The 26056-nt window shown below is 66.2% G+C and carries 24 protein-coding genes; 6 read left to right on the top strand and 18 right to left on the bottom strand.

The genetic code is table 11. The features are described 5' to 3' along the window. The first annotated feature begins 34 nt into the window (after nt 1-34). Together XF30_RS35960 and rsmD are read left to right on the top strand one after the other, a co-directional pair. Nucleotides 35-2029: a pseudouridine synthase gene (locus XF30_RS35960; protein ID WP_192893352.1), complete on the top strand. Its 1995-nt coding sequence runs from the start codon at nt 35-37 to the stop codon at nt 2027-2029. Nucleotides 2030-2031: 2 nt separating this feature from the next. After that, nucleotides 2032-2589: a 16S rRNA (guanine(966)-N(2))-methyltransferase RsmD gene (gene rsmD / locus XF30_RS35955; protein ID WP_109145332.1), complete on the top strand. Its 558-nt coding sequence runs from the start codon at nt 2032-2034 to the stop codon at nt 2587-2589. An 82-nt stretch (nt 2590-2671) separates the two neighbouring features. On the opposite strand, the gene mutL is transcribed toward rsmD, so the two are convergent. Beyond that, a complete protein-coding gene (gene mutL, locus XF30_RS35950) occupies nt 2672-4486 on the bottom strand; it encodes a DNA mismatch repair endonuclease MutL (RefSeq protein WP_109145331.1) in 1815 nt (604 codons plus the stop codon). 316 nt (nt 4487-4802) lie between these two features. Between mutL and XF30_RS35945 the strand changes: the two genes are divergently transcribed. After that, nucleotides 4803-5111 carry a hypothetical protein gene (locus XF30_RS35945; protein ID WP_109145984.1) on the top strand — a complete coding sequence of 103 codons (309 nt, stop codon included), beginning with the start codon at nt 4803-4805 and terminating at the stop codon, nt 5109-5111. Nucleotides 5112-5167: 56 nt separating this feature from the next. Here the strand turns inward: XF30_RS35945 and arfB are convergent, their stop codons facing one another. The 7 genes from arfB to XF30_RS35910 form a co-directional block, all read right to left on the bottom strand. Next, nucleotides 5168-5584: an alternative ribosome rescue aminoacyl-tRNA hydrolase ArfB gene (arfB, locus tag XF30_RS35940; RefSeq protein ID WP_027575820.1), complete on the bottom strand. Its 417-nt coding sequence runs from the start codon at nt 5582-5584 to the stop codon at nt 5168-5170. A gap of 119 nt (nt 5585-5703) precedes the next feature. After that, complete coding sequence (locus tag XF30_RS35935) at nt 5704-7071, bottom strand: M16 family metallopeptidase (protein ID WP_192893351.1); 1368 nt, start codon at nt 7069-7071, stop codon at nt 5704-5706. Then, on the bottom strand, nt 7068-8462 hold the full coding sequence (locus XF30_RS35930) for a M16 family metallopeptidase (RefSeq protein ID WP_502696152.1): 1395 nt from the start codon (nt 8460-8462) through the stop codon (nt 7068-7070). The genes XF30_RS35935 and XF30_RS35930 overlap by 4 nt, the downstream gene beginning before the upstream one ends. A gap of 204 nt (nt 8463-8666) precedes the next feature. Beyond that, nucleotides 8667-9395: a hypothetical protein gene (locus XF30_RS35925; RefSeq protein ID WP_036009255.1), complete on the bottom strand. Its 729-nt coding sequence runs from the start codon at nt 9393-9395 to the stop codon at nt 8667-8669. Nucleotides 9396-9491: 96 nt separating this feature from the next. After that, the gene (lspA, locus tag XF30_RS35920; RefSeq protein ID WP_036027098.1) at nt 9492-9986 is read right to left on the bottom strand and encodes a signal peptidase II; all 495 of its coding nucleotides are present in this window, start codon (nt 9984-9986) and stop codon (nt 9492-9494) included. Nucleotides 9987-9996: 10 nt separating this feature from the next. Beyond that, on the bottom strand, nt 9997-13005 hold the full coding sequence (gene ileS, locus XF30_RS35915) for an isoleucine--tRNA ligase (protein ID WP_109145329.1): 3009 nt from the start codon (nt 13003-13005) through the stop codon (nt 9997-9999). A gap of 203 nt (nt 13006-13208) precedes the next feature. Next, entirely contained in the window at nt 13209-14180 is a 972-nt protein-coding gene (locus XF30_RS35910; RefSeq protein WP_036027101.1) for a bifunctional riboflavin kinase/FAD synthetase, read from the bottom strand. A gap of 229 nt (nt 14181-14409) precedes the next feature. On the opposite strand from XF30_RS35910, the gene XF30_RS35905 reads away from it, so the two are divergent. Beyond that, nucleotides 14410-14805 (top strand): response regulator, encoded by a 396-nt coding sequence (locus XF30_RS35905; protein ID WP_008567674.1) that lies wholly within the window; start codon nt 14410-14412, stop codon nt 14803-14805. A gap of 217 nt (nt 14806-15022) precedes the next feature. Here the strand turns inward: XF30_RS35905 and XF30_RS35900 are convergent, their stop codons facing one another. Next, nucleotides 15023-15877, bottom strand: a complete 855-nt coding sequence (locus tag XF30_RS35900; protein WP_109145328.1) for a TIGR01459 family HAD-type hydrolase — start codon at nt 15875-15877, stop codon at nt 15023-15025. 15 nt (nt 15878-15892) lie between these two features. Then, a complete protein-coding gene (locus XF30_RS35895; RefSeq protein WP_109145327.1) occupies nt 15893-17371 on the bottom strand; it encodes an EAL domain-containing protein in 1479 nt (492 codons plus the stop codon). Nucleotides 17372-17666: 295 nt separating this feature from the next. Between XF30_RS35895 and XF30_RS35890 the strand changes: the two genes are divergently transcribed. Further along, nucleotides 17667-18506 carry a class I SAM-dependent methyltransferase gene (locus tag XF30_RS35890; RefSeq protein ID WP_109145326.1) on the top strand — a complete coding sequence of 280 codons (840 nt, stop codon included), beginning with the start codon at nt 17667-17669 and terminating at the stop codon, nt 18504-18506. A 47-nt stretch (nt 18507-18553) separates the two neighbouring features. Here XF30_RS35890 and XF30_RS35885 read toward each other — a convergent pair whose 3' ends face one another. The 7 genes from XF30_RS35885 to uvrC all read right to left on the bottom strand — a co-directional run bounded on the left by XF30_RS35885 (nt 18554) and on the right by uvrC (nt 24820). Next, the gene (locus tag XF30_RS35885) at nt 18554-19684 is read right to left on the bottom strand and encodes a YihY/virulence factor BrkB family protein (RefSeq protein ID WP_109145325.1); all 1131 of its coding nucleotides are present in this window, start codon (nt 19682-19684) and stop codon (nt 18554-18556) included. Next, nucleotides 19684-20268, bottom strand: a complete 585-nt coding sequence (locus tag XF30_RS35880; protein ID WP_057027666.1) for a phage holin family protein — start codon at nt 20266-20268, stop codon at nt 19684-19686. Before XF30_RS35880 ends, XF30_RS35885 begins: the two co-directional genes overlap by 1 nt. Before the next feature lie 91 nt (nt 20269-20359). Next, nucleotides 20360-21319 (bottom strand): 50S ribosomal protein L3 N(5)-glutamine methyltransferase, encoded by a 960-nt coding sequence (gene prmB, locus XF30_RS35875; protein ID WP_109145324.1) that lies wholly within the window; start codon nt 21317-21319, stop codon nt 20360-20362. Continuing rightward, nucleotides 21319-21786, bottom strand: a complete 468-nt coding sequence (locus XF30_RS35870) for a molybdenum cofactor biosynthesis protein MoaE (protein WP_036027112.1) — start codon at nt 21784-21786, stop codon at nt 21319-21321. Before XF30_RS35870 ends, prmB begins: the two co-directional genes overlap by 1 nt. Before the next feature lie 4 nt (nt 21787-21790). Then, on the bottom strand, nt 21791-22042 hold the full coding sequence (gene moaD, locus XF30_RS35865; protein WP_109145323.1) for a molybdopterin converting factor subunit 1: 252 nt from the start codon (nt 22040-22042) through the stop codon (nt 21791-21793). Beyond that, nucleotides 22039-22656, bottom strand: coding sequence for a CDP-diacylglycerol--glycerol-3-phosphate 3-phosphatidyltransferase (gene pgsA, locus XF30_RS35860; RefSeq protein WP_036009286.1), 618 nt, complete (start codon nt 22654-22656; stop codon nt 22039-22041). The genes moaD and pgsA overlap by 4 nt, the downstream gene beginning before the upstream one ends. Nucleotides 22657-22753: 97 nt before the next feature. Next, on the bottom strand, nt 22754-24820 hold the full coding sequence (gene uvrC / locus XF30_RS35855) for an excinuclease ABC subunit UvrC (protein ID WP_109145322.1): 2067 nt from the start codon (nt 24818-24820) through the stop codon (nt 22754-22756). Nucleotides 24821-25070: 250 nt separating this feature from the next. On the opposite strand from uvrC, the gene XF30_RS35850 reads away from it, so the two are divergent. Beyond that, complete coding sequence (locus XF30_RS35850) at nt 25071-25694, top strand: outer membrane protein (protein WP_192893350.1); 624 nt, start codon at nt 25071-25073, stop codon at nt 25692-25694. Nucleotides 25695-25764: 70 nt separating this feature from the next. On the opposite strand, the gene XF30_RS35845 is transcribed toward XF30_RS35850, so the two are convergent. Then, nucleotides 25765-25980 carry a cold-shock protein gene (locus XF30_RS35845; protein WP_008544396.1) on the bottom strand — a complete coding sequence of 72 codons (216 nt, stop codon included), beginning with the start codon at nt 25978-25980 and terminating at the stop codon, nt 25765-25767. Nucleotides 25981-26056 lie beyond the last annotated feature (76 nt).

Below are 26056 nucleotides of genomic sequence, written 5' to 3'. Positions count from 1 at the left end.
CAATGCTCGCGCCACCCCTTAAGTGAGATTAGTCATGCCTCGCGACAGCGACAAAGACAACGATTCCCGCGGCCGGCGAGGCCCGGCCAAAGGCCGTAGCGGCAAGCCGCGCGGGCCAGAGAAGAAATTCGCCAAGCGCAGCTTCGAGGGCAAGGGTGGGGGTAAGGGCGCGCGCGATAGCCGCCCGCCGCGTGGCGACCGCGACAGCCGTCCATTCCGCCGCCGCGAGGAAGGCGACGCACCGCGCCGCGATTTCAGTGACCGTCCCCGCTTCAAGCGCGACGACCGCGGCAGTGAAGGCCGCGGCGAGCGCAGCTTCAAGCCGCGCGGCGATCGCCCGTCATTTGGCCGCGACGATCGTCCGCCCCGCAGGGATCGCGACGATGCACGCTCGGCCGGCCGCTCCAGCGACAGGAAGTTCGGCGACAAGAAGCCCTACGCGCCGCGCGGCGACCGTCCAGAGCGCAAGTTCGACGGCGAACGGAAATTTTCGAAGGCCGGGCCGGATCGCGGACGCGACCGAGGGGATCGCGGGTCGCGCGAGGATCGTGGCGAACGTAGCTTCAAGCCGCGCGGAGACCGCCCGAATTTCGATCGCGGTGATCGCGCACCGCGCGGGGATCGCCCGCGCAAGAGCTTCGACAAGGATTTCGGCGGCCGCGATCGCGGCGACGAGAAGCCCTGGCGTCAGCGCGACGATCGCCGTGAGAGCGGTCGCGGTGAGGACCGTCCGCGTTTCTCTCGTTCGCGCGACGACCGCGCATCCGGTGACCGCCCGTTCCGCGAGCGGCCGAAATTCGATCGGCCCCGTGACCGCGACAGCGAACGCGGTGACCGTCCGAAGTTCGATCGCCCACGCCAGCGCCCCGAAGGCCGCATGGACTGGCAGGAGCATCCCCGCAACGAGGGCCGCTTCCGCGACCGTCCGCGCCGCGACAACGAGGACGACAGCAGGATCTTCGAGAAGCGTCCCGCCTTCGGCGGCCGCGGCGCTTATCGCGAGCGCGATCGTGATTTCGAGGGCCGGCCGCGCCGCGACGACGCGCCGAAGCCGAAGAAGGCCGGCGAGCGCATCGCCAAGGTGCTGGCCCGCGCCGGGCTTGCCTCGCGCCGCGATGCCGAGGAGATGGTCACGCAGGGCCGCGTCACCGTCAACGGCCGCGTCATCAACTCGCCCGCGCTCGACGTCACCAAGAACGACGTCGTCATGGTCGACGGCAAGCCGTTGCCGGAGCGCGAGCGCACGCGCCTCTTTCTCTACCACAAGCCGCGCGGGCTGATGACGACGCATGACGACCCCGAGGGCCGTCCGACCGTGTTCGACAATCTGCCCGAAGGCCTGCCGCGGCTGATCAGCGTCGGCCGGCTCGACTTCAACACCGAGGGCTTGCTGCTGCTCACCAACGATGGCGGCCTCGCGCGCACGCTCGAGCTGCCCGACACCGGCTGGCTGCGCCGCTACCGCGTCCGCGCCCATGGCGACGTCACCCAGGCGCAGCTCGACCAGCTCAAGAACGGCATCGAGATCGAGGGCGTCAAGTATGGTCCGATCGAGGCCACGCTGGAACGCGACCAGGGCGCCAATGTCTGGCTGGTGTTCGCGATCCGCGAAGGCAAGAATCGCGAGGTGCGCAATGTCTGCGCCCATCTCGGCCTCGAGGTGAACCGGCTGATCCGCGTCTCCTACGGCCCGTTCCAGCTCGGCGAGATTCCGGAAGGTCAGGTCGAGGAGATCCGCGCGCGCGTGCTGCGCGAGCAGCTCGGCGACAAGGTGATCGAGAAGTCGGGCGCGCAGTTCGACGCGCCCTCGATATCATCTTCGCGCGCCGATGATGCACCGGGCGAGAAGAAGCCCGCCAGCAAGCGCGCGGTGATCAGCGACCGCAAGGGTCGCCGCGTACTGGTGCAGCGCACCGGCAGCGAGGAGGCGCGCGAGCGCAACGAGATGGAGGCGAGCGGCTACGGCCCGCCGCGCCGTCCCAAGCGCGGCTATCACGGCAAGCGTGACCTGACGCCGCGGGAGGATTGAAGTTGCGCGTCGTCGGCGGTCGTTTGAAGGGGCGCAATCTCGCCTCACCGTCTTCGCGTGACATCCGCCCGACGGCGGACCGGGCGCGCGAGTCCGTGTTCAACATCCTCGTGCACGCCTATGACGATCCGATCCAGGACGCGCGCGTGCTCGATCTCTTCGCCGGCACCGGCGCACTCGGCATAGAAGCTTCATCACGCGGCGCCAAGTTCACGCTGTTCGTGGACAACGGCGCGGAGGCGCGGGCGCTGTTGCGCAACAATGTCGAGGCGCTCGGCCTCGGCGGCGTCACCAAGGTCTACCGCCGCGATGCGACCGATCTCGGCCCCGCGCATCCCGTCGAGCCGTTCTCGCTGGTGTTTCTCGACCCGCCCTACGGCAAGGGCTTCGCCGAGAAGGCGCTCGCGAGCCTGCGCGACGGCGGCTGGCTCACCCCGGGCGCGCTGCTGGTGGTGGAAGAGGCGAAGGCCGCGCAGTTCGTGACGCCACAAGGTTTTGAGGAGCTGGAGCGGCGGGCCTATGACGACACGGAGTTTGTGTTCTTGCGTAGGGCGGATTAGCAAAGCGTAATCCGCCACTGTCTCTCACGGCGGAAGCTGAAGAGGTGGATTACGCCTTCGGCTAATCCACCCTACGGCACCGTCACCGCCGCCCGAACAGCTTCTCCACGTCGCTCAGCTTCAGCTCGACATAGGTCGGCCGGCCGTGATTGCACTGGCCGGAGTTTGGGGTGTCCTCCATCTCGCGCAGCAGGGCGTTCATCTCCTCCGGCCGCAGCCGGCGGCCGGCGCGCACCGAGCCGTGGCAGGCCATGGTCGCCGCGACGTGCATCAGGCGGCGTTCGAGCGGCAGCGCCTCGTCCCATTCGGCCATGTGCTCGGAGAGATCGCGCAACAGGCCTCCGGCATTGGTCTTGCCGAGCAGCGACGGCGTCTCGCGCACCGCGACCGCGCCGGGGCCGAAGGATTCGATGGCAAGGCCGAACGATGCCAGCTCCTCGCTGCGCTCCAGCAGGCGCTCCACCGTCGCCTCGTCCATCTCGACGATCTCAGGGATCAGCAGGATCTGCCGCTGTACGCCGTTCGCGGCGAGCGAGGCCTTCAGCCGCTCGTAGACGATGCGCTCATGCGCGGCGTGCTGGTCGACGATGATCAGGCCGTCGCGGGTCTGCGAGACGATGTAGGTCTCGTGGATCTGCGTGCGCGCCGCGCCGAGCGGGCGATCGACGAGATCGCCGGCGGGTTGGCTCTCGATCCGCACGTCAGCACTGGGCGCGCCGACGTCGAAGGCAGCCTGCGCACGCTCGGCGAAGGCGGGCGCGGCGGCGCCTTCGAACGACGGCATCGGCGCCACCGGGGCGGCTGGCGAGGCGCGCCAGTCCCAGCCTGCCGGGCGGGGCGGCATGAAGGCGGGCCGGAACGAGGACAGCGCGCTCTCGCCGCTATTGGCCGCGGTGCGGCGGCCCTCGCGTGCGAGTGCTTCCTTCAAGCCATGCACGATCAGCGCGCGGACGAGGCCGGCATTGCGGAAGCGCACCTCGGTCTTGGCCGGATGCACATTGGCATCGACCTCACGCGGATCGAGCGTGACGAACAGTGCCAGCACCGGATGGCGGTCGCGCGGCAGATAGTCGGAATAGGCCGCGCGCACGGCGCCGAGAATGAGCTTGTCGCGCACCGGCCGGCCGTTGACGAAGAGATATTGACCGAGTGCGTTGGCCTTGGTCAGCGCGGGAGCCGCAGCATAGCCGGCGACCACGACGCCCTCGCGCTCGGCATGGACCTCGATGGCGTGGCTGCGGAACTCGGCGCCGAGGATGTCGCCAAGCCGAGTCAGCCGTCCGGCCGCGCCGGGCAGCGCCGCGGTCCAGGTCACCGGTGCGCGCTCCTCGCCGGCGAGCGTGAAGGCGATGTCGGGCCGCGCCATCGCGAGGCGCCGTACCACTTCGCGGATGGCTTCCGCTTCGGTGCGGTCAGTTTTCAGAAACTTGAGCCGCGCCGGCGTCGCGTAGAAGAGGTCGCCAACCTCGACGCGCGTGCCATGCGCCAGCGCCGCCGGCATGATCCCGGACTTCTCGCCGCCCTCGACCGACAACGCCCAGGCGTGCGGCTCGCTGGCGTGCCGCGTGGTGATGGAGAGGCGCGCCACCGAGCCGATTGAGGGCAGGGCCTCGCCGCGAAACCCGAGGGTGCGGATCTGCAGCAGGTCCTCGTCGTCGAGCTTGGAGGTGGCATGGCGCTCGACGGCGAGCGCAAGGTCTTTTGCGATCATGCCGCTGCCGTCGTCGGTGATGCCGATTCGCCGCCGCCCGCCGCCGTCGGTGAAGACGTCGATGCGGCTCGCGCCGGCATCGATAGCGTTCTCGACCAGCTCCTTGACCACGCTCGCCGGACGTTCGACCACCTCGCCAGCGGCGATGCGGTTGACGACCTGTTCTGGCAGCTGGCGGACGGGCATGAGGCTCACTCGGCGAATATTCTCAAGTCTAATGCCGCGCAGCGACAAATGCATGGGTCAGGTCGAGCTTCCCACACCCGAAATGGGGGACATTTTCGGCGCGCCTCGTCCGTCGGGAATGCTTGGCATGTTCCGCGCCGCCGCATATGAGGAGCACAATTCCGCGAAAGCGCCGCGAAAACCCTAAACGATCACCACACGACGCGGCTTGCATCACACCGCGCCGTTCGAACTCTCTTTGCGATGAACCGGTCCGGTGCAGGCGAACGGTGCAGAAGGCAACCGACGGTTCATCGCGACATTCCAGGAGAAATGGATGAAGTTGGTGAAGACCTCTGCGATCGCTTGCGCTCTCGCGGCCCTCGTTGCAACGCCCGTTCTCGCCCAAGGCACCTCGTCTGGGACGAGGCCTGGCGGCACCGTACAAAGCAAGCCCATGCAAGGAGGCGCGTCAGGCAGCGACGATGAGGATCTCGGTGCACAGCAGGGCGCAGCCGGCGAGAAGGTCGGCATGAAGTCGGGCAAAGGCACGAAGGGGTCCGTCGGGACCACCGGCAGCGCGACGCGCAAGGGCACCACGGACGATGCGGCGACCGGCGGTGCTGCGGGCGGCAAGCGCTACTGACGCCAGCTCGCGAACGGCAAATCTCCGGTCGCTCGCGCGACCGGAGGTTTTTCGCATCAATCGTCGAAGCTCCGGCCGCGGCCGGCCTTGATGTCGCTGCGGCGTTTCTTGCCCTCGAGCCGGCGCTGCTTGGAGGCGAAGGTCGGCCGCGTCGCACGGCGAGGCGTCGGCCGGACCATGGCCTCCTTGAGGATCTCGACGAGACGGTCGATGGCATCCTGACGGTTACGCTCCTGGGTACGGAAGCGCTGGGCGTGGATCACGATCACGCCGTCCTTGGTCATGCGCTGGCCGGCAATGCGGGCAAGGCGCAGCGCCGCATCCTCGGGCAAGGTCAGCTTGCGCGTGTCGAAGCGCAGCTGCGCGGAGGTCGCGACCTTGTTGACGTTCTGCCCGCCCGGGCCGGAGGCGCGGACAAAGCCGATCTCGATGTCGTCCTCGTCGATGACGAGATCGCGGGATATCCGCAGCATGCTGGCACCATTCGTGATGTCAGGACATACCGCGGACATCCGTCGTCAGCAATGGCGCTGCCGTGAAACGCAAATGGCCGGGATGGCTCCGGCCATTCAGGAAACGTCGAGAAAAGAGATCAGTTCGACTTCGTCGCCGGTGCAGCCGCCGGTTGCACGGCGGCCTGCGGGGCCCGGCCGACGACGACGGTCAGCAGCCCCTGGCCCCAGAGCCGCTTGGCGGCCGCCTTGGCATCGTCCAGCGTCACGGCGTCGACGATGGCGTTGCGCTTCTCGATATAGTCGATCGGCAGCTTGTCTTGCTGATATTGCAGCAGCGCCTGTGCCAGCTTGGACGAGGTGTCGAGCGCCAGCATCTGCGAGCCCTTGAGATAGGACTTGGCCTCATCGAGCTCCTTCTGCGTCGGGCCCTCCTCGGCGATGCGGCGCACCTCCTGTTCGATGGCCTCGATGGTGTCGCCGGCGCGGTCGGCGCGGGTGCCGGTATTGCCGATGAAAATCGCCGAGTGCTGCATCCAGAGCAGCGACTCGTACACCGAATAGGCCAGTCCGCGCTTCTCGCGCACCTCGCGATAGAGCCGGGACGATAGGCCGCCGCCGCCGAGGATGTGGTTGACGACGTAGGCCGCCATGAAGCTCGGATCAGTCCGCTTCACGCCGGGTCCGCCGAAGGTGATCACCGTCTGCGGCACGTCGAGGGTCACGAAGGCGCGTTGCGGCGGCTTTGCAGCCTCGACGTCGGGGACTGGCGTCAGATTGGCTTTGGCGGGCAGGCTGCCGAAGGTGTGGTCGAGCAGCTTTCCGAGCGTAGCCGGATCGACGTCGCCGACGACCGCAATCTTGAGGCCATCCCTGGCGAGGACACGGCCGACATAATTCCTCAGGTCGGCAATTGTGATGGTCGGCACGCTGTCGAGGTTGCCGTTGCTCTGCCGGCTGTAGGGGTGATCGCCGAACGCGAGCTCCAGAAACTTGCGGCTCGCCAGCGAGGTCGGATTGGTGGTCTCGCGGCGCAGGCCCGAGATGACCTGCGAGCGGATGCGTTCGACGTCGGCCGTGTCGAAATGCGGCGAGGTCAGCGCCATCCTGAGCAGGTCGAAGGCCTCGTCCTTGTTGTCGCGCAGCATGCGAAGGCTGCCCCGGAGGGTGTCGCGGGTGGCATTGAAGGACAGCTCGATGGCGCGGCGGTCGAGCCGTTCATGGAACGTCTTGGAATCGAGATCGCCTGAGCCTTCGTCGAGGAGAGAGCCGACCAGATTGGCAACGCCCGGCTTGTCCTTGGGGTCCTCCGCCGAGCCCCCGGCGAAGGAATATTCCATGGCAATCAGCGGCACGGTTGCGTCCTGCACGAACCAGGCTTCGATGCCGCCCGGCGAGATCAGGTGCTGGATCTTTGCGGCGGCCTGCGACGGCGAGACCGCAGAGAATGCGAGGACCGCGCCGGCGGCAACGGAGAATGCAATGCGGCGAACGAAGGAATAGGTCACGAGCGCTTCTCCTCGCGCTTGGCGGTTGCAGTGTCCTTGATCAAGTAGCCCGTCACCGAGCGCTTCTTCTCGAGCCATTTCTGCGCAACGGCGCGAACCTGCTCGGCGGTGACGGCGCGGATGCGATCGGGCCAGCTCCTGATGTCCTCGATCGACAGGCCGGTGGTCAGCGCGCCGCCGTACCAGCGCGCCAGCACAGCCTGGTTGTCCTGGGCGTAGATCGCTTCGGCAATGAGCTGGGTTTTGACCCGCTCCAGATCCTCGGCGCGGATCGGGTTCTGTGCGACGTTGGCGAGGACCCCGTCGACCGCCTGCTCGACCTCCGAAAAACTGACGCCGGGTTTCGGTGCAGCCGAGATCGCGAATTGGGTCGGGTCGAGCGAGATGCTCGAATAGCTGGCGCTGGCGGAGACCGCGAGCGGCTTGTCGACCACGAGGGCGCGGTAAAGATAGGAATTGCTGCCGCTGCCGATCAACTGCGCCAGCACGTCGAGGGCCGCGCTCTCGCCGGCCGCGGCCGTGGTTGCCGAGGGCACGAGATAATAGCGCCGCATGTTCGGCTGCTCGACGCGCGGGTCGGCCAGCGTGACGGTGCGCGGGGCGGCGGGCTCCGGCTCCTGCGGACGAACGCGCCGCGCCGGGATCGCGGGCTGTGCGGGGATCGAGCCGAAATTGCGCTCGACCAGCGGGCGGACTTCGGCGGCGTCGACGTCGCCGGCGATCACCAGGATCGCGTTGTTCGGCGCATAAAAGCGACGATAGAAGGCGAGCGCATCCTCGCGATCGAGCTTCTCGATCTCCTGATGCCAGCCGATCACCGGCCGCCCGTAGGGATGGTTGAGATAGAGCGCGGCCATGATCTGCTCGTTCAACCGCGCATCCGGATTGTTGGCGACGCGCATGTTGTACTCTTCGAGCACGACGTCGCGCTCGGGCAGCACGTTCTCGTCCTTGAGGACGAGGCCCGTCATGCGGTCGGCCTCGAACTCCATCATGGTCGGCAGCTGCTCTTTCGGCACGCGCTGATAGTAGTTGGTGTAGTCGACCGAGGTCGAAGCGTTCTCGTTGCCGCCGACACGCAGCACGGTCTGGGAGAATTCGCCTGCCGGATGCTTCGCGGTGCCCTTGAACATCAGGTGCTCGAGGAAGTGCGCGAGGCCGGACTTGCCGGGCGTCTCATCGGCCGAGCCGACTTTGTACCAGATCATCTCGGTGACAACGGGGGTGCGGCGGTCCGGGATCACCACGACCTGCATGCCGTTGGCGAGCGTGAAGCTGGCGGGCGGAGCCGATGTCACCGTGGTCTGGGCAAGGGCGGCGCCGGCCGAAAGGACACTCGTCGAAAGCAGCGCGGCAAGGAGGCAGGCAGCCGATCGGTAAGAGGACATCATGATCCCTGGTTGTGAGGTGCCGAGCCCGGATCTCCGGCTCGGAGGGCACGGCAGGCTACACCGTGCGGCTGAGGCTTCGCGTCACGAAGCAGAGAACTCAACGCTTAGGCAAGTTACTGATAAGCAATTTTGAACGAGGTGGGCGGACATGCACCGCCGACCCTCGCTTCGCGTGGGTCAGAATGTCGCGACAGGACAGGAACGCTATTGTTCCTTCTCCTTGCCGGATCGGACGTCGAAATAGGTCCGCTTCGAATTATCCGGGCCGGCGCCGTAGGCGTAGTTCGGCGACGGCGTCTGATATCCCGGCGGCGGCTCCACCAGCGATTGGCGTGGCGGTTCCGACGTAAACTGCTTGGACTCGGGCCCGTTCCCTTTGAAGAGTTTCCACAGCCCTCCGGTATATCCGAGTTCGGCAGGGCTCATCGTCGGATTGGCCACGTTGGTGCCCGGCTGGACCGGGTCATTGCTCGTCCTGTCGGCGGCGGCCGTCCTATGGGCGTTCAACTCGGCGGGCGACAGCGGCTGGGCGTTCTTCCAGTACTCCGTTGCCTTGTTACCGGACTTCTTCCGCTGGGCGATGGCCTCCTTGCGGCGCTTCTCGTCGGGGTCCTTCGGCCAGTTCGGCGCAGCCGCGGCTTCGGCGGCGGCAGGCGGCGGCAGGTCGAGCTTGGGCGGCACGACCAGCGGCGAACGCTCGCGGTATTCGATGCCGGGTTTTTCCATGCTCCGGGCGCCAAGGCCAGTCATCAGGTTGTCGATGAGCTTCTCTTCGAAGGTCATGTCGTCGTCGTCGTCATCGTCGGCAGCACGGGCGCCACCGGTCGACATGACGAGGCCGATGCCGAGCGCGACGGCGGCCAATTTTAGTGCCCGCCAGCCCCCCGATTGGGAGCCCCGAACCATCGAACCGCTGGTCTTCGAGCTGCGCATCACCGTACCTGTTTCATATTGTAGCAGATTGCCGCCCACACGCGGCTTGACCCTTGCAAAAGGCGGGTTCCAGCTGCCGGTCCGTATCGGCCGGGATCAGGGCGCTTTTGCGGCGGGTACCCCCAGGAAGGAATCATACAATAGCGCTGCCACCCCAGCAACGATGGCCACGTCCGCGAGGTTAAACACATACCAATTATAGGTATTTCCGGCGATCTCGATGTGGAACAGGGCGAAATCCACCACCGCGCCATAGGCCAGGCGGTCGATGCCGTTGCCGATGGCGCCGCCGATGATCAGACCGAGCGCGACGGTCGCGAGCATGGTGTGCGAGCGGGCCATCCAGATCGCCAGCGCAACCACCGCGATCACTTTGACGGCCATCAGCGCGAGCTGCGCGGCCTGGCTGTCGTTCTGGAGCCAGCCGAAGCTGATGCCGATATTCCAGGCCAGCACCAGGTCGAAGAACGGCGTCACCCGCACTGCGCCGCGACGGGCGAGGTCGAACACGTTCAACAGCCAGAGCTTCGAGGCCTGGTCGGCCACGAGCGTGACCATGGCCGCGAGGATGCCGGCGCGGAGCGGGGTCATGGCCGACCGATCAGACGCTCACCCCCAGCGCCTTCCATTCGCGCAGCGCCTTGGCGTCGCGCGGGGTGACGTCGGGGTATTCGGCGTCTTCGCCGACCATCGGCGAGATCTTCCAGGAGCGGGCGCATTTGGTGCCGATCGCCTTCTCCACCACGACCGCGACGCCGGGGACGGCATCGAGGCGGAACGCCGAGGCCGGCGCCTCGCCCTCCCGCACCTCGTAGTTCGAGGTGATGCAGACTTCAGCCAGATCGATGTCGAACAAGGTCGCCAGCATGGCGCGATCGACGACATAGATTACCGGCGATGCCTCGAGCGAGGAGCCGATGTTCTTGGCGGCGCGTTCCAGCTCGAGTGCGCCGGTGACGACGCGACGCACGTTGCGGATCGTCTCCCATTTCGCGGCGAGCTTGTCGTCGCGCAAGGCTTCGAGATCGGTCGGGAACAGCGTCAGGTGCACGGACGGTTCGGCGTCGGGCCGGTACATGCGCCACGCCTCCTCCGCAGTGAAGCTGAGGATCGGGGCCAGCCATTTCAGGATCGAAGCGCACAACAGGTCGATGGTCGTCAGCGCCGCCTTGCGCGTCAGCGACGAGGGCGGATCGCAATACAGCGTATCCTTGCGGATGTCGAAGTAGAAGGCGGAGAGCTCGCTGTTCAGGAAGGCCGACAGGATCGCGACCACGGTCTTGTAGTCGAACTCCCGGTAGGCCTTGCCGATCGCGGCGGCGCGACCTGAGAGCTCGTGCAGCATCAAGCGCTCGAGCTCGGGCATCTCGGCCGGCGCGATTGCATCGGCCGGCCTGTAATGATGCAGCGTCCCCAGCATCCAGCGCACGGTGTTGCGCAGCTTGCGATAAGTCTCGACGGTGTTCTTCAGGATCTCGGGGCCGATGCGCTGGTCGTCGGTATAGTCGCTCGACGCGACCCAGAGCCTTAAGATGTCGGCGCCAGATTCCTTGATGACGGCCTGCGGCTCGATGGTGTTGCCGAGCGACTTCGACATCTTGCGGCCGTCCTCGGCCTGGGTGAAGCCGTGGGTCAGCACGATGTCGTAAGGCGCGCGGCCACGCGTGCCGCAGCTTTCCAGCAGCGAGGAGTGGAACCAGCCGCGATGCTGGTCCGAGCCTTCCAGATACATCACCGTGTCGGCGCCGCCGTCGACCTTGCGCTTGATGCCGGCGAGCCCGGGAAACTGCACGGGATCTTCGAGCACGAAAGCGTGGGTGGAGCCGGAATCGAACCAAACGTCGAGAATGTCGTCGACCTTCTGCCAGTCCTCGTTCGCGCGGGGCCCGAGGAAGCGCTCGCGCGCGCCGGTCGCGTACCAGGCGTCGGCGCCTTCCTTCTCGAAGGCTTCACCGATGCGCGCATTGACGGCCTCGTCCTGGAGGATCTCGGCGGAGCCGTCGCCCTTCTCGCGCACGAACACGGCGATCGGCACCCCCCAGGCGCGCTGGCGCGAGATCACCCAGTCGGGGCGTGCCTCGATCATGCCGTTGATGCGGTTCTCGCCGGACGGCGGCACCCATTGCGTCACCGAGATCGCCTGCAGCGCGCGGGCGCGCAGCGTGTCGCCGCTCTTCGTCTTGCCGCCCACCGCGATGTCCTTGTCCATCGCAATGAACCATTGCGGCGTGTTGCGGAAGATTACCGGCTTCTTGGAGCGCCAGGAGTGCGGATATTGATGCTTCAGCCGGCCGCGGGCGAGCAGCATGCCTTTCTCGACGAGCGCCTTGATCACGGCCTCGTTGGCATCGCCCTTCTCGCCCTTGTCGGTGATGACGCGCTTGCCGGCAAAGCCCGGCGCATGATCGGTGTAGGCGCCGTTCTCGTCGACGGTATAGGGGATGGCGGTGTTGATGCCGCGCGCGTCGAGATCGCGCGCCTCTGCCATCCAGACATCGAAGTCCTCGCGGCCATGGCCGGGCGCCGTGTGCACGAAGCCGGTGCCGGTGTCATCGGTGACATGGTCGCCAGGCAGCAGCGGCACGATGAAGTCGTAGCCACCGCCGACGCCCTTGAGCGGATGGGCACACTCGATCGCGTCCATGGTGTCGCCGGGGACGTCGCGGACCTTCTCATAAGCCGTCACGCGCGCCTGCTTGAAGACGTCTTGCGCGAGCGCATCGGCGAGGATGAGGAGGTCGCCGTTCCTGGCCCAATTGTCGGCGGGGGCGTCCGTCACCTTGTAGAGGCCATAAGCGATCTTCGGCGAGAACGAGATGGCGCGATTGCCCGGCAGCGTCCAGGGCGTGGTGGTCCAGATCACGACGCTCGCCGAGGCGAGCGCACCGTGCGCGGGCGAGGTCACCGGGAATTTCACCCAGACCGTATCGGACGTGTGGTCCTCGTACTCCACCTCGGCTTCGGCCAGCGCGGTCTTCTCAACCACGCTCCACATCACCGGCTTGGAGCCGCGATAGAGCGTGCCGTTTGCGGCAAACTTCATCAGCTCGCGCGCGATCTGGGCTTCGGCCGGATAGCTCATGGTGGCGTAGGGATGGTCCCAATCGCCGATCACGCCGAGGCGCTTGAACTCCTCGCGCTGCACGCCGAGCCAGTGCGTGGCATAGGCGCGGCACTCCTTGCGGAAATCAATCATCGCGGCGCTGTCGCGGAAGTCGGGCTTCTGCTTGCCCTTCTTGCGATAATGCTCCTCCTCGACCTTCCACTCGATCGGCAGGCCGTGGCAGTCCCAGCCCGGCACGTAGTTGGAATCGAAGCCGAGCATCTGCTGGCTCTTGGTGACGAGGTCCTTCAGGATCTTGTTCAGCGCCGTGCCGATATGGATGTTGCCGTTGGCGTAGGGCGGGCCGTCATGCAACACGAACTTGGCGCGGCCCTTCGCACTCTGGCGCAGCTTCTCGTAGAGGCCGATCTCGTACCAGCGCTTGAGGATCTCCGGCTCGCGCTGCGGCAGCCCGGCGCGCATCGGGAATTCGGTCTGCGGCAGGAACAGGGTCTTCGAATAGTCCTTGGCTTCAGACTTTTGGGACTTTTGCGGCTTTTCGGACATGAGGCTGACTGGCTCGGAAGGGGCGCGGGAACGGATGGCGATGCGGAATCGCGGGTGAAACGACGAAATCCCGGTCTTGCGCCGAGCCCTCAGGCTCAGGCGGAAGCCGGGCCGCTAATCCCTATGATGCGCCGCGCAAACATGGGCTCTCCATAGCAGGGGGGCGGAGGAAGCGCAAAGGTCCGGGGGCCCGGTTTCGCCTCTCAATCGATCACGCCCAGGCGCGGAAACGCGTCCGGGGCGGCGGCGAGCATGGCGCGGGCGCGGGCGGAATCGTCGTCCATCTGGTGAATCAGGGCCTCTAGACCATCGAATTTCAGCTCATCGCGGATGAAGCCGATGAAGGCGCAGTCGAGCGCCTGCCCGTAGAGGTCGCCCTTGAAGTCGAACAGGAAGATTTCGAGCAGCGGGGCGCCATTGTCGAAGGTCGGGCGGCGGCCGAAGCTGGCCACCCCGTCCAGCCGCTCGGTGCCGCGGCCGACCCGGACCGCGTAGATGCCGTGCTTGAGGCCGCAATTGGCGTCCAGGCGGATGTTGGCGGTGGGATAGCCGAGGTCGCGGCCGCGCTTTTCGCCGTGGATGACCTCGCCGGTGATGAACCAGGGCGCGCCCAGCATGGTCGTGGCCTCGTCGAGCTGGCCCTCGGCGAGGGCGATCCGGATCGCGCTGGAGGAGACCGGCCGCTCGTCGATATCGACATGCGGCTGGACGTCGACTTCGATGCCGAGCCGGGGCGCCTCGTTGACCAAGAGGCTCGGGGAGCCGACGCGACCCTTGCCGAAATGGAAGTCGTAGCCGACCGCGATGCCGCTGACGCCGAGCCGCCCGATCAGGTCATGGTGAATGAAATCTTGCGCGCTGGTTCCGGCACGGGCCTTGTCGAAGGTCATGACCACGGCGCCGGCAAGCCCGGTACCGGCCAGAAGCCGCAGCTTGGCCCGCTCGTCCGTCAGGCGGAATTGCGGGGTGTTGGGGCTGAAGAACCGTCGCGGATGCGGCTCGAAGGTCAAGGCCAGCGCAGGCCGGCCATGCGCCCTGCCCATCTCCAGGGCAGCCGCGATGACGGCGCGATGGCCGAGATGCACGCCGTCGAAATTGCCCATGGCAACCACGGCGCCCCTCGGAATCGCGGAATCCGGCGTTGTATCGCGGATGACGGTAAAAGGCGGAGCCATCAGGGGAATTCTCGAACCGGGCAGGACCGGCCCGGACCGTGGCGCGACCGGCACCGCGAAGTCAAGCGGCGGGGCGGGCAGACATTGAACACGATTCAAGCCTTCGGAGCTGACCGCAGTTAACGCGCTGTTTAAGGCCTTGGTGCTAGTCCTTGAGGCGTGGAACTGCCGGGCGCCGGCCTGGCAGGTCCGATCGTAATATTCCTGGGTTTGCGTTGGGGGAGTCGAGATGGCGGTTGATTTGTCGATGCCGGTTCTGGTGGTGGATGACTACAGCACCATGATCCGTATCATCCGGAATCTGCTGAAGCAGCTTGGCTTCGAGAATATCGATGATGCCAGCGACGGTTCGGCAGCGCTGAACAAGATGCGCGGCAAGAAGTACGGGCTCGTGATCTCCGACTGGAACATGGAGCCGATGACGGGCTACGACCTCTTGCGCGAAGTCCGCGCGGATCCGAACCTCGCCACCACGCCCTTCATCATGATCACGGCCGAATCCAAGACCGAGAACGTGATCGCGGCCAAGAAGGCCGGCGTGAACAACTACATCGTCAAGCCGTTCAACGCGGCGACGCTGAAGACCAAGATCGAGGCGGTCTTCCCGGACATGGCGAGCGCGTAAGGGCGCTCTTCGCCGGACAACAATTTTCCATTTGGAACATCATGCCCGGGCTTGTCCCGGGCATCCACGTTCTTGGATGCAAAAAAAGGAAGACGTGGATGGCCGGGTTATAGGCGAGCGCAAGCGACGCCGTCCTTCGGACGGCTATGCCCGGCCATGACGGCGTCTGAGGCTTGCCAATTGGTCTAAGTCCATTGCAGCTGCGCGCGCTCCGCCGTCACCACTTCAATTCGCGCATCAGCGCCTTCGGCGGGTGGCCGAACAGCTCCATGACCGAATTCGGGTCGAGCTGGTCGAGGCCCTCGAACTCCTCGGCATGGATGCCGCGGGTGACGAACAGGCAGTCGATGCCGAATTCGCGGGCGCCGGTTAAGTCGGTGCGGACGGAATCGCCGATCGCCAGCACCTTCTTCCGGTCGATCTGGTAGCCTTGGCGTTCGCCGGCAAGCGCCATGGCGCGCTCGTAGATCGGCCGGTGCGGCTTGCCGTAGAAGATCACCTCGCCGCCGAGCTCGCGGTAGAGCTCGGCGATGGCGCCGGCGCAGTAGATCAACCGGTCGCCGCGTTCCACCACGATGTCGGGGTTGGCGCAGACCAGCGTCAGCTTGCGCTCGCGCGCCTGCAGCATCATGCCGCGATAGTCTTCCGCCGTCTCGGTCTCGTCGTCGTAGAGGCCGGTGCAGACGATGTAATCGGCTTGCTCCAGCGGCGCGGTCACCGCATCGAGGCCGCGATAAATCGAGTTGTCGCGCTCGGGGCCGAGCCAGAACATCTTGCGGCCGGGATGCTCGGCGACGTAGAGCCGGGTCAGGTCGCCTGAAGATACGATCGTGTCATAGGTCTCATCGGGGACGCCGAGCTTGCGCAATTGCCGCTGCACGGAGTCGGCAGGGCGCGGTGCGTTGGTGATCAGGATTACCGTACCGCCGCGGCTGCGATAGGTGTGCAGCGCCTCGCAGGCTTCGGGGAAGAATTCCAGCCCGTTATGGACCACGCCCCAGATATCGCTGAGCACGACCTCCACGCCGCCCACGAGCTCGCGCAGGCCTTCGGCAAAATGCAGCGCGGTCATGACGTGCGCGGCCGATCAGATGCGGCGCGCGAGCGCTGCGTTTCCGGTGATGCGTTGGGGCGGAGGCGCCGAAGAGGTCGCGCCTGAGCTGGGTGTGGCGGAGCCATTGGATCCCTGAATGTCCTGCGCCTGGTTCGGCGAGGCCCCGCCGGTAGCAGATGCCCCCTCCGGCCGCAATGGCCGGGGCGGCGCGAACAGGAACCCTTGGCCGAACCGCACGTCATAGTCGAGCAGGTCGACCACGGCGCGCTCGCCTTCGATCCGTTCGGCGATCAGGTCGATGCCGAAGCGGCCGAGCAGGTCGGAGAGGTCGGACGGGTGGATGTCGGAGGCGGAGGCCTGCTTGGGATCGAGCAGCAGCGCGGCAGGCACCTTGATGAAGCGGACCCCGCGATCGGCCAGCTCGCGCGGTTCGATGCGCAAATCCGTGACATGGTCGATCGAGAAACGGAAGCCGCGCTGGGCGAGCGCCGCGAGGTTCTCGGTCTCGGCGGGGCCGAGATTGCGGAAGGTCGACTGCTTGAACTCCAGCACCAGCGAGGGCGCCAGCGCGCGGTTGGCTTCCAGGAAATCGAGACATTGCGCGAAGGTGGTGGAATTGCCCAGCGTGGACGCCGCGACGTTGCAGAACACGCCGACGTCCTTGTTGCGCACCATCAGGCGCCGCAGCACCTGCACGCATCGCAGCATCACCATGTTGTCGATGCGCCCGATCAGGCCCGAGGCTTCCGCGATGCTGATGAACTCTTCGGCGGCGATCAGCTGGTCGCGCTCGTCGCGCAGGCGCGTCACCGCCTCGTAGAACCGCACCTTGCGCTGCGGCAGCGTGACCATCGGCTGCAGGAAGATATCGATGCGGTTCTCGTCGACCGCATTGCGCAGCGTCGCCAGCAATTGGGTCTGGTTGCGTCCATTGGCGGTCTGAACCGGGGGGGCGGCCTGGACCTGCACCGTCGGCGGCGCCGGCCGTAGCGGGGGCTGCGGAAGCGGAGGAGGAGCGAGCGGCTTCTCCTCGAACGGGGCAGCCAGATCGATCGGCGTTTCCGGCTCGGGCCTTGAGACCGGGGCGGGTGCGGGGGCCGACGCGTGGCCGGCGAGCAGATCCTCATGGGCCGCCACGGTGGTGGCGAGCTGCCTGACCAATCCGCCAAGTTCGTTGATCTCGCCGATGACCGACTGGATGCGGTCGGAATTGGTCGAATTGGACGCGGCGATGCGGCTCTCGACCGCAGCCAGCCGGCGGCCGAACTCGGCCACCTGGCGGGCGAGGTCGGCGGTGCCGCGCGAGAGATCGGCGATCTGGCCGCCGACGTCGCTGCGGTCGCGCAGCCGCATCGACACCGCGTTGTAGAGGATCAGGAAGGTCAGCGCGGTCAGCGCCACGATCGCCGATTCCGTTCCGCTGATGCCGGCGACCGAATAGAGCACGAGCCCGAGCGAGGCCGCGACCAGGACCATGCAGATGGCGATGAAGATCGTCGAAATGCGAATCATGCCGCGCGTTATGCCTTTAAGAGCTGACTGCCTCACCCGGGGAAAACACGGGTCGCTCGACCTCGTCACGCCTCATGCTCCCCCAAGCTTCGATCAGCCTAACATCATTGTTGATTCGAGGGGATAGGACTGTGTCGGAGCCTATTCAGGCCCGCGCGCCCAAAGCGTTTCGTCACACGTCTGCCGGCTCAGGTGCGGAAATCAAGACGCTCTCAGCGGAAAATCATGCCGCCCTCAAGGCCAGCGCGCCGCATGCGCCCTATCGTCCCGGCGTTTTCAACCGCAGGAGATTGCCATGTCGACATCCGCCGCGCTCAAGCCAGCCGCCCCCCAACCTGATCTTGCCGCCGTCAAGCAGCGCCAGCACGGCGCCTGGTCGTCCGGCGATTATGCCGTGGTCGGCACCACCTTGCAGATCGTCGGGGAACAGCTCTGCGAGGCCATCGACCTGCGCGCCGGCAGCAAGGTGCTGGACGTCGCAGCCGGCAACGGCAATGCGACGCTGGCGGCGGCGCGGCGCTGGTGTGACGTCACATCCACCGACTACGTGCCGGCGCTGCTCAAGCGCGGGCGCGAGCGCGCCATGGCCGAACACCTCGCCATCGAGTTCCGCGAGGCGGATGCCGAGGCGCTGCCGTTTGCGGATGCCGCCTTCGACGTCGTGCTCTCGACTTTCGGCGTGATGTTCACACCGGATCAGGACAAGGCCGCTTCCGAGCTCGCGCGGGTCTGCAGATCCGGCGGCAAGATCGGCCTTGCCAACTGGACGCCGCAAGGCTTCATCGGCCAGCTGTTCAAGACCATCGGCAAGCATTTGCCGCCGCCGGCCGGGGTGAAATCGCCCGCCATGTGGGGCACACCGGCACGGCTCGAGGAGATGTTCGGCGGCGTGGCCGCGGAGATCGCCGCCGAGCCGCGCATGTTCGTGTTCCGCTATCGTTCGCCGGACCACTGGCTCGAGATCTTCAAGACCTTCTATGGCCCCACGCTGAAGGCGTTTGCCGCGCTCGACGCGAACGGGCAGGCCGCGCTGGCGCGCGATCTCCTGGCGCTGCTAGAAGAGTTCAACCACGCCGATGACGGCACGATCGTGGTGCACAGCGAATATCTGGAAGCCGTGATAACCAAGCGCTGATCGCGCCTGGGATGCGGTCGGGCCAGCTTCGGCCCGACCGCCACCGATCAAAATGGCGCGGTGGCGCCGACGGTGTCGGCGGAGACGGCGTCCCGGGTGCCGAGCGGCTTCGCCCGCCCGGTGGTGGTATCGCGCAGCGTCTGCCGCTCGATCTCCGAATTCAGCTCGGCGCCGAACATGATGACGATCGCCGACATCCACATCCACGTCATCAGGCCGATCGCCGCGCCCAGCGAGCCGTAGGTTGCGTTGTAATTGGCGAATTCCGAGAGATACCAGGACAGCAGGGCAGAGCCCGCGATCCAGAGAATCGCGGCAATCACGGCGCCGAGGCTCAGCCATTGCCAGCGCGGCGCATCGCGGCTCGGCGCGAAGCGATAGAGGATGGCGAGTGCGACCAGCAGGATGATGAACAGCAGCGGCCATCGTGCCAGCGCCACGATCAGCTTGCTTTCCGGCGCCATGCCGAGATGATTGAGCGCAAGCGGGAAGGCGACGACGGCTCCCACCATCAACAGCAGCGCCACGATGCCGCCGACGGTGAAGGCCAGCGAGACCATGTTCAGCCGGATGAAGCTGCGCTTCTCGCGTTCCTCATAGGCGACGTTGATGGCGTCGAAGATCGCCTTGACGCCGGCATTGGCGCTCCAGATCGCAAGCAGCAGGCCGACCAGGAAGGTGACGCCGAGCGTCGCATTGCCGTTCGACACCACGCGCGCGACCTGGTCCTCGACGATCTGGAACGAGCCCTCCGGCAGCATGGTCGCAAGCGTGTGCAGATTGGCGCTGATCGTGGCGGGATCGGCGAACAGGGCATAAGAGGAGACGAGCGCGGTGACTGCGGGGAAGAGCGCGAGCAGCCCGAAGAAGACGACGCCGCCCGCCGTCGCGAGCAGGCGATCCTCGTCGATGCGTTGATAGGTCCGCCAGAAAATGTCCTTCCAGCCAGCCCAGGGGATCTCGAACGGGCTTTTCGCCCGGCGGCCGCGGCCCGGCTGCATCGCCGCACCGGCCGGGTGCGTTTCCGGGGAATTCGCTTCGCCCTTGCGGTGGTGTCGCGGAGGCCCGGGCCTCGCCAGGCCGGAATCCTGAAAGTAGCGCTCCGCGGTCAGCACGAACACGGCCGTTGCCGCCACCAGCAGCCAGGAGTCGATCTGTTCGGAGCGCCGCGCCAGCATCACGCCTCCAGACTATGCCTGTTGCGTCGCCGCCGGGCGGCCGTCAGCCCGACCAGGCCGACCGCCGCGAGCATCAGGCCGAGCTGCACGGGACGGTTGGCGCGGGCCGGCCAGGTTTTGATGCCGCCGCGCTCGCCCGGTGCGAGCGGCGCGAGGGGAATCGTCGTTGCGACCTCCTTCACCGCCTCCTTGACCGTTCCACGCGGGATCCGGGGCGTGGCGACCGCCACGCGCAGACGGCTCGCGAGCGGCACGACCGGCTTGGCCTTGCGTTTCATCTGGGCCATGGCCACCCCGGCACAGACCGCAGCCAGCACCAGCAGCACTGCGGCGACGGCGCCAAATCCCCAGAACTGCCCGTAGGTGATCCCGACCCAGCGGTACAGGGCGATCAGTCCGACGAAGAATGCCGCGACAACGAACAGGCCGGCGACCGCGAACAGCCCGCCGGCCACCGCGTAAGATGTCACCTTGCCTGTGGCCTGGCTGGTCTGGTCACGCAGATAGGATTGAGCAGCGCGTTTGACGTGATTGAGCTTGAGCGCCATCCCGGCGCGCAGCAATTCGCCCGATGGCGCGAGCATGCGGACATCCTCCCAAGACGAGAAAATTCATCGGGGGATGAACGTGGCGATATTTGACTTGTTCCGACGGAGCGTGATCGGCCGCGATGAATCAGCCGAGATCGGCGGCCGCGATCCAGAACACCTCGCCCTCGGAATCTTCGGTGTCCAGCCAGAGCAGCGGCAGTTCCGGAAAGGCCTCGTCGACCAGCTCGCGGCCGCGGCCGATCTCGCAAATCAGCCCGCCATCCGCCGTCAGGTGGTCGGGCGCATCGCGTAGGATCCGGCGCACCACGTCGAGACCGTCGGCGCCACCATCGAAGGCGAGCTTCGGCTCGGCCCGGCACTCCGGCGGCAATGCCGCCATGCCCTCGGCGTCGACGTAGGGCGGGTTGGTGATGATCAGGTCGTATCTATTGCCGCCGAGAGGGGCGAACAGATCGCCGCGATACAGGCTGATGCGGTCCTCGAGCCCGTATTCGCCGACATTGCGCGCAGCGACCTCGAGCGCGCCCTTGGAGATGTCGACGGCGTCGATGGTGGCGTTCGGGAAATGATGCGCGGCGAGGATCGCAAGGCATCCCGAGCCCGTGCAGAGATCGAGCACGCGCTCGACCGCCGTCGGGTCGTCGATCAGCGATCCGGCCTCGCCGTGGGCGCCGAAATGCGACTCCAGGAGCTCGCCGATGAAGGAGCGCGGAACGATGACGCGCTCGTCGACATAGAAGGGCAGGCCGCGCATGTAGATCTTGTTGACGAGATAGGCGGCCGGTTTGCGCGTCGTGACGCGCTGATGGATGAGGTCAAGGAGGATCTTGCCTTCCGCGGCGCTGACGCGCGCGTTGGCGAAGATCTCGAACTGGTCGGGATTGAGATGCAGCGCCTCGCAGATCAGGAACGCGGCTTCCGCGACGGGGTCGGTCGTGCCATGAGCAAAGGAAAGCTTGGCCTCGACGAAGCGGCTCACCGCATAGCGGACGAAGTCGAGCAGCGTGAGAAGCTCGCCGGGTCCCACCTTCGCGAGGTTAGGCGCGGCGCGGCCGCGCGCGGTCTTTTTCGTTGGCTTGGCCATCAGGATTTGGTCCAGCGTGCGGCGGCTTCGTCGTCACGGGCATGGGCCTCGACCCAGCCGGTGCCGGTGGCGCTCTCTTCCTTCTTCCAGAACGGCGCGCTGGTCTTCAGATAGTCCATCAGGAACTCGGCGGCCTGGAACGCCGCCTGTCGGTGCTGCGAGGCGGTCACCACCAGCACGATGTTCTGGCCCGGCATCAGGCGGCCGACGCGGTGGATCACCGTGATGCCGTTGAGCGGCCAGCGCGAGACGGCCTCGTCGGCGTGGCGCCTGATCTCTTCCTCCGCCATGCCGGGGTAATGTTCGAGCGTCAGCGCGGCGACCGTGGCGCTGTCCTCGTCGGCGCGGCAGATGCCGGAAAATGTCACCACAGCGCCGATATCGGTCCGGCTGCTCGTCAGGACCGAGATCTCGCGCGCGATGTCGAAATCGTCTTCCTGGATACGGATGGTGACGGGGCAGGTCATGAGGCTAGCCGCCGGTCATGGGCGGGAAGAACGCGATCTCGCGGGCGCCTGCGATGGCGGCGTCCTGCTTGACGTGAGCGTGGTCGATCGCGGCGCGGATCACCTTCGGCTTCTCGAACGCGTACGCATAGGCTTCGCTTTGGCCGGAGAGCCAGGCGATCAGCTCCTCGACGGTGCGCACGCTCGCGGGAGGCTCGATCGTCTCTTCGGCCTTGCCGACGCGCTCGCGCACCCAGGCGAAATACTTCACCTTCATCCCTCGTCCTCCTTGATGAGGTGATGGATGCCGGCGCGGAAATAGTCGTAGCCGGTGTACATGGTGAGGATCGCCGAAGCCCACAGCAGTGCGAGCCCAATCATCGAGACCACCGGCACCACCTGATCGCCGGCTGGGCCGGCGATCAGGAAGCCGATCGCAACCAGCTGGACCGTGGTTTTCCACTTCGCAAGCTTGGTCACGGGCACGCTGACACGGAGCGCAGCCAGATATTCGCGCAGGCCCGAGACCAGGATCTCGCGGCACAGGATCACGATGGCGGCCCATAGCGACCAGCCGTGAATGATGCCGTCCGCGGCCAGCATCAACAGGCAGGAGGCGACCAGCAGCTTGTCGGCGATCGGATCGAGCATGCGGCCGAAAGCCGATTGCTGATTCCAGATCCGCGCGTAGTAGCCGTCGAGGTAATCCGTCACCCCTGCGGCGATGAAAAGGGCGACCGCGAGCCAGCGCAGCCAGAGCGGCTGATCCAGAATCGACTGCGCATAGATGCATCCGACCACGACCGGGATCGCGGCGATCCGGCCATAGGTCAGGATGTTGGGGAGGGACATCGCGCGGCTGGTCGTCCCTCGTGTGGTGGCGATGTTCATCCGTCCTACCAATACCGCTGCTGCCTGAACGTCAACCGTCCCGCGCCCCAAATGAGGTGCGGACACGACGATCATATGACTGCGGTCCCCCTTTAGTTCATCCCGGCTGGGGATGGAAATACTCGAAAATCCTGCGCGCGCTCTCGGCGCTCACCCCCGGAACCTTGCCGAGATCGGCGATCGAGGCCCGTTCGATCTCCTTCAGGGTTCCGAAATGGTGCAGCAAGGCACGTTTGCGTGACGGGCCGATGCCCGGAATCTCCTGCAAACCAGCCTCGCGGATGTCCTTCTTGCGCAGCTTGCGGTGCGAGCCGATGACGAAGCGGTGGGCTTCGTCACGCAGGCGCTGGATGAAATAGAGCACGGGATCGCGCGGCTCCAGCTTGATCGCCTCGCGCTCCGGCATGAACAGGGTCTCGCGGCCGGCATCCCGGTCCGGTCCCTTGGCGACCGACATCAGCGACACCTGGGTCAGGCCGAGATTGGCGAAGATCTCGCGCACGGCGTTGAGCTGGCCGCGGCCGCCGTCGATGATCACGAGGTCGGGCCATTGCGGGAAATCGTCGTCCTTGGCCTTGTTGCCTTCCTTGGCGGCATCCTCGGGCGGATTGATCAGGCGCTTGAAGCGGCGCTCCAGCACTTCGCGCATCATGGCGAAGTCGTCGCCGGGCGTGATCCCTTCCGACTTGATGTTGAACTTGCGGTACTGGTTCTTCACGAAGCCATCTGGGCCCGCGACGATCATGGCGCCGACCGCGTTGGTGCCCTGGATGTGGCTGTTGTCGTAGACCTCGATGCGCTTGGGCACGTGCGGCAGGCTCAGCGTCGCGGCCATGGCCTCGAGCAACCGGCTTTGCGTCGCGGTGTCCGCGAGCTTGCGGCCGAGCGCCTCGCGCGCATTGGTCAGCGCGTGGGTGACCAGCTCCTTCTTCTCGCCGCGCTTGGGCGCGGTGACCTCGACCTTGTGGCCAGCCTTGATCGATAGCGCGTTGGCGAGCAGCTCGCTCTCCTCGATATCGTGCGAGAGCAGGATGTTCCTCGGCGGCGGCTTGTCGTCGTAGAACTGCGCCAGGAAGGACCCCAGCACCTCCTCGGGCGTAAAGCTCTTCTCCGCGCGCGGAAAATAGGCGCGGTTGCCCCAGTTCTGTCCGGTGCGAAAGAAGAACACCTCGACGCAGGAGAAGCCGCCCTCCTGGTGGATGGCGAACACGTCGGCTTCCTCCACCGTGCGCGGATTGATGCCCTGCTGCGACTGGATCGCCGACAGCGCGGCGAGGCGATCGCGGTACAGTGCGGCGCGCTCGAATTCCAGCTCGTTCGAGGCCTTCTCCATCTCGCCGGCGAGCTCCTGCTTCACCGCATGGCTCTTGCCGGAGAGGAAATCGCTCGCCTCGCGCACCAGCGTCGAATAGCCGCCGAAATCGATCTCCCGGGTGCAGGGTCCGGCGCAGCGGCGGATCTGGTGGAGCAGGCAGGGCCGGGTGCGGCTCTCGAAGAAGGAATCGGTGCAGGAGCGGATCAAGAACGCGCGCTGCAGCGCCGTGATGGTGCGGTTGACCGCGCCGGCGGAGGCAAACGGGCCGAAATAGCGCCCGGGCCGGGTCTGCGCACCGCGATGTTTCAGGATCTGCGGCGCCCAATGGTCGCCGGTGATCAGGATGTAGGGGAACGACTTGTCGTCGCGAAGCTGCACGTTGAAGCGCGGCCGCAGCTGTTTGATCAGGTTGGCTTCCAGCAGCAGCGCCTCGGTCTCGGTCGTGGTCGAGACGATCTCCACCGTGACGGTGGCCGCGATCATGCGCAGGATGCGGGCCGGCAGCGGCGCACTCTGGCGCGCATAACTGGACAGGCGCTTTTTGACGTTCTTGGCCTTGCCGACATAGAGCACGTCGGCGTTCGCATTGAGCATACGATAGACGCCAGGCGAGGTCGGTGCGAGGCGGACCGCGCGCTCGATCGCCTCGTGACCGGTCGCGAGCGGGCCTTCGCCGACGGCGCCGCTCTCTTCCAGGATGTCCGGCAGCAGGGCATCGTCCTCGTCATCGCCCCCTGCCGCCGCGGGATCTACGTCCGGCCCGGCCAGCGGCTCGGGCGGCGTGTCGCTCGCAGCCGGCGGCGCCTTGCGCGCGCGGTCGTCCGGATTGTCGGGGGAATCGTGAACCATGGGACGAATTTAGGCGCTGGGGGGACTGATTTGAAGTTCCGGCCATGCGGCACGCACAGAGGATGGCGGGCAGCTCCCGGTAACGCTTCCTTAAGTCTGTTAAGCAGGCGGTAACCCGGCTTAACAGCCCTTTAACTTAAAACTCTCGATAAATCCTGCGCGAAAAGCTCTTGGTTCCGTAACCATGCGATTTTGCTCGCGCGGCGGCGCGGGCATCGCTCGGGTTGCGACAGTGGCGTTGGAGTGAGTGATGAAGAGGCTCGTTGTGGGCGCAGCCGCGTTGGTTGCAGCCGGCTGGACAGCTTCGGCAGAGGCCGCCGATCTCCAATACGGGCAGCGCGCGCCCTATACCGTCAATCAGCCGCTCAATGCCTATAGCTGGGCGGGTCCCTATCTCGGCGGCAATATCGGCTATGAATGGGGCTCGGTCGACAACAACCCCACCAAGCCGTCCGGCTTCGTCGCCGGTGTGCAGGCCGGCTACAATTTCCAGAACGGCCCGTGGGTGTTCGGCGTCGAGGGCGACATCCAGGCCGCCGGCGCCGACGACACGTTTGCGCCGTGGAAGTTCTCCAACCCGTGGTTCGGCACCCTGCGCGGCCGCGCCGGCTATGCGTTCAACAACGTGCTGTTCTACGGCACCGCCGGTCTCGCCTTCGGCGAGCTGCGCGCACAAACCTTCGGTTGGTCGGAGTCGCACACCAGTGCCGGCTGGACCATCGGCGCCGGTGCGGAAGTCGGCCTCGCGCCGAACTGGAGCGCCAAGCTCGAATATCTCTACATCGATCTGTCGACCAGCCAGTTCGCAATCACGGGCGTGTCAAACGGCTATAGCGCCAACGTTGTCCGCGCAGGCGTGAACTATCGCTTCTGACATCCAAAGAAGAAAATACCGGACCAGCCTCCCGGCCGCTCGCGGCCGGGATTTTTTTTCGCCAGGCTTGCTAGGAGAGGATCACCAGATTGACCGCCTTCGGTCCCTTCCCCTTCTTGTCCGGTTCGACTTCGAAAGTAATACGCTGTCCTTCGGCGAGGTCCTTCAGTCCCGCCCGCTCCACAGCGGTGATGTGAACGAAAACATCGCGACCGCCGTCGTCAGGCTTGATGAAGCCGTAGCCGCGCTCGCCGTTGAAGAACTTGACCGTTCCCGTCATGGCCATCGGGAAACTCCCCCTCATTGCTCCTCCGTCGCGACGCAGACTCACGTCGCGACATGACCGGGCCTTACGGAGCCCG

Source organism: Bradyrhizobium sp. SUTN9-2 (assembly GCF_003122645.1).
GTDB lineage: Bacteria > Pseudomonadota > Alphaproteobacteria > Rhizobiales > Xanthobacteraceae > Bradyrhizobium > Bradyrhizobium yuanmingense.
This window is presented reverse-complemented; position numbering and strand designations above follow the sequence as displayed.

Coding starts and splice junctions, on each gene's coding strand:
- XF30_RS35960 (WP_192893352.1), top strand. CDS start 35: ATGCCTCGCGACAGCGACAAAGACAACGATTCCCGCGGCCGGCGAGGC.
- mutL (WP_109145331.1), bottom strand. CDS start 4,486: ATGCCCGTCCGCCAGCTGCCAGAACAGGTCGTCAACCGCATCGCCGCT.
- XF30_RS35945 (WP_109145984.1), top strand. CDS start 4,803: ATGAAGTTGGTGAAGACCTCTGCGATCGCTTGCGCTCTCGCGGCCCTC.
- arfB (WP_027575820.1), bottom strand. CDS start 5,584: ATGCTGCGGATATCCCGCGATCTCGTCATCGACGAGGACGACATCGAG.
- XF30_RS35930 (WP_502696152.1), bottom strand. CDS start 8,462: ATGATGTCCTCTTACCGATCGGCTGCCTGCCTCCTTGCCGCGCTGCTT.
- XF30_RS35925 (WP_036009255.1), bottom strand. CDS start 9,395: ATGCGCAGCTCGAAGACCAGCGGTTCGATGGTTCGGGGCTCCCAATCG.
- lspA (WP_036027098.1), bottom strand. CDS start 9,986: ATGACCCCGCTCCGCGCCGGCATCCTCGCGGCCATGGTCACGCTCGTG.
- ileS (WP_109145329.1), bottom strand. CDS start 13,005: ATGTCCGAAAAGCCGCAAAAGTCCCAAAAGTCTGAAGCCAAGGACTAT.
- XF30_RS35910 (WP_036027101.1), bottom strand. CDS start 14,180: ATGGCTCCGCCTTTTACCGTCATCCGCGATACAACGCCGGATTCCGCG.
- XF30_RS35905 (WP_008567674.1), top strand. CDS start 14,410: ATGGCGGTTGATTTGTCGATGCCGGTTCTGGTGGTGGATGACTACAGC.
- XF30_RS35900 (WP_109145328.1), bottom strand. CDS start 15,877: ATGACCGCGCTGCATTTTGCCGAAGGCCTGCGCGAGCTCGTGGGCGGC.
- XF30_RS35895 (WP_109145327.1), bottom strand. CDS start 17,371: ATGATTCGCATTTCGACGATCTTCATCGCCATCTGCATGGTCCTGGTC.
- XF30_RS35890 (WP_109145326.1), top strand. CDS start 17,667: ATGTCGACATCCGCCGCGCTCAAGCCAGCCGCCCCCCAACCTGATCTT.
- XF30_RS35885 (WP_109145325.1), bottom strand. CDS start 19,684: ATGCTGGCGCGGCGCTCCGAACAGATCGACTCCTGGCTGCTGGTGGCG.
- XF30_RS35880 (WP_057027666.1), bottom strand. CDS start 20,268: ATGCTCGCGCCATCGGGCGAATTGCTGCGCGCCGGGATGGCGCTCAAG.
- prmB (WP_109145324.1), bottom strand. CDS start 21,319: ATGGCCAAGCCAACGAAAAAGACCGCGCGCGGCCGCGCCGCGCCTAAC.
- XF30_RS35870 (WP_036027112.1), bottom strand. CDS start 21,786: ATGACCTGCCCCGTCACCATCCGTATCCAGGAAGACGATTTCGACATC.
- moaD (WP_109145323.1), bottom strand. CDS start 22,042: ATGAAGGTGAAGTATTTCGCCTGGGTGCGCGAGCGCGTCGGCAAGGCC.
- pgsA (WP_036009286.1), bottom strand. CDS start 22,656: ATGAACATCGCCACCACACGAGGGACGACCAGCCGCGCGATGTCCCTC.
- uvrC (WP_109145322.1), bottom strand. CDS start 24,820: ATGGTTCACGATTCCCCCGACAATCCGGACGACCGCGCGCGCAAGGCG.
- XF30_RS35850 (WP_192893350.1), top strand. CDS start 25,071: ATGAAGAGGCTCGTTGTGGGCGCAGCCGCGTTGGTTGCAGCCGGCTGG.
- XF30_RS35845 (WP_008544396.1), bottom strand. CDS start 25,980: ATGGCCATGACGGGAACGGTCAAGTTCTTCAACGGCGAGCGCGGCTAC.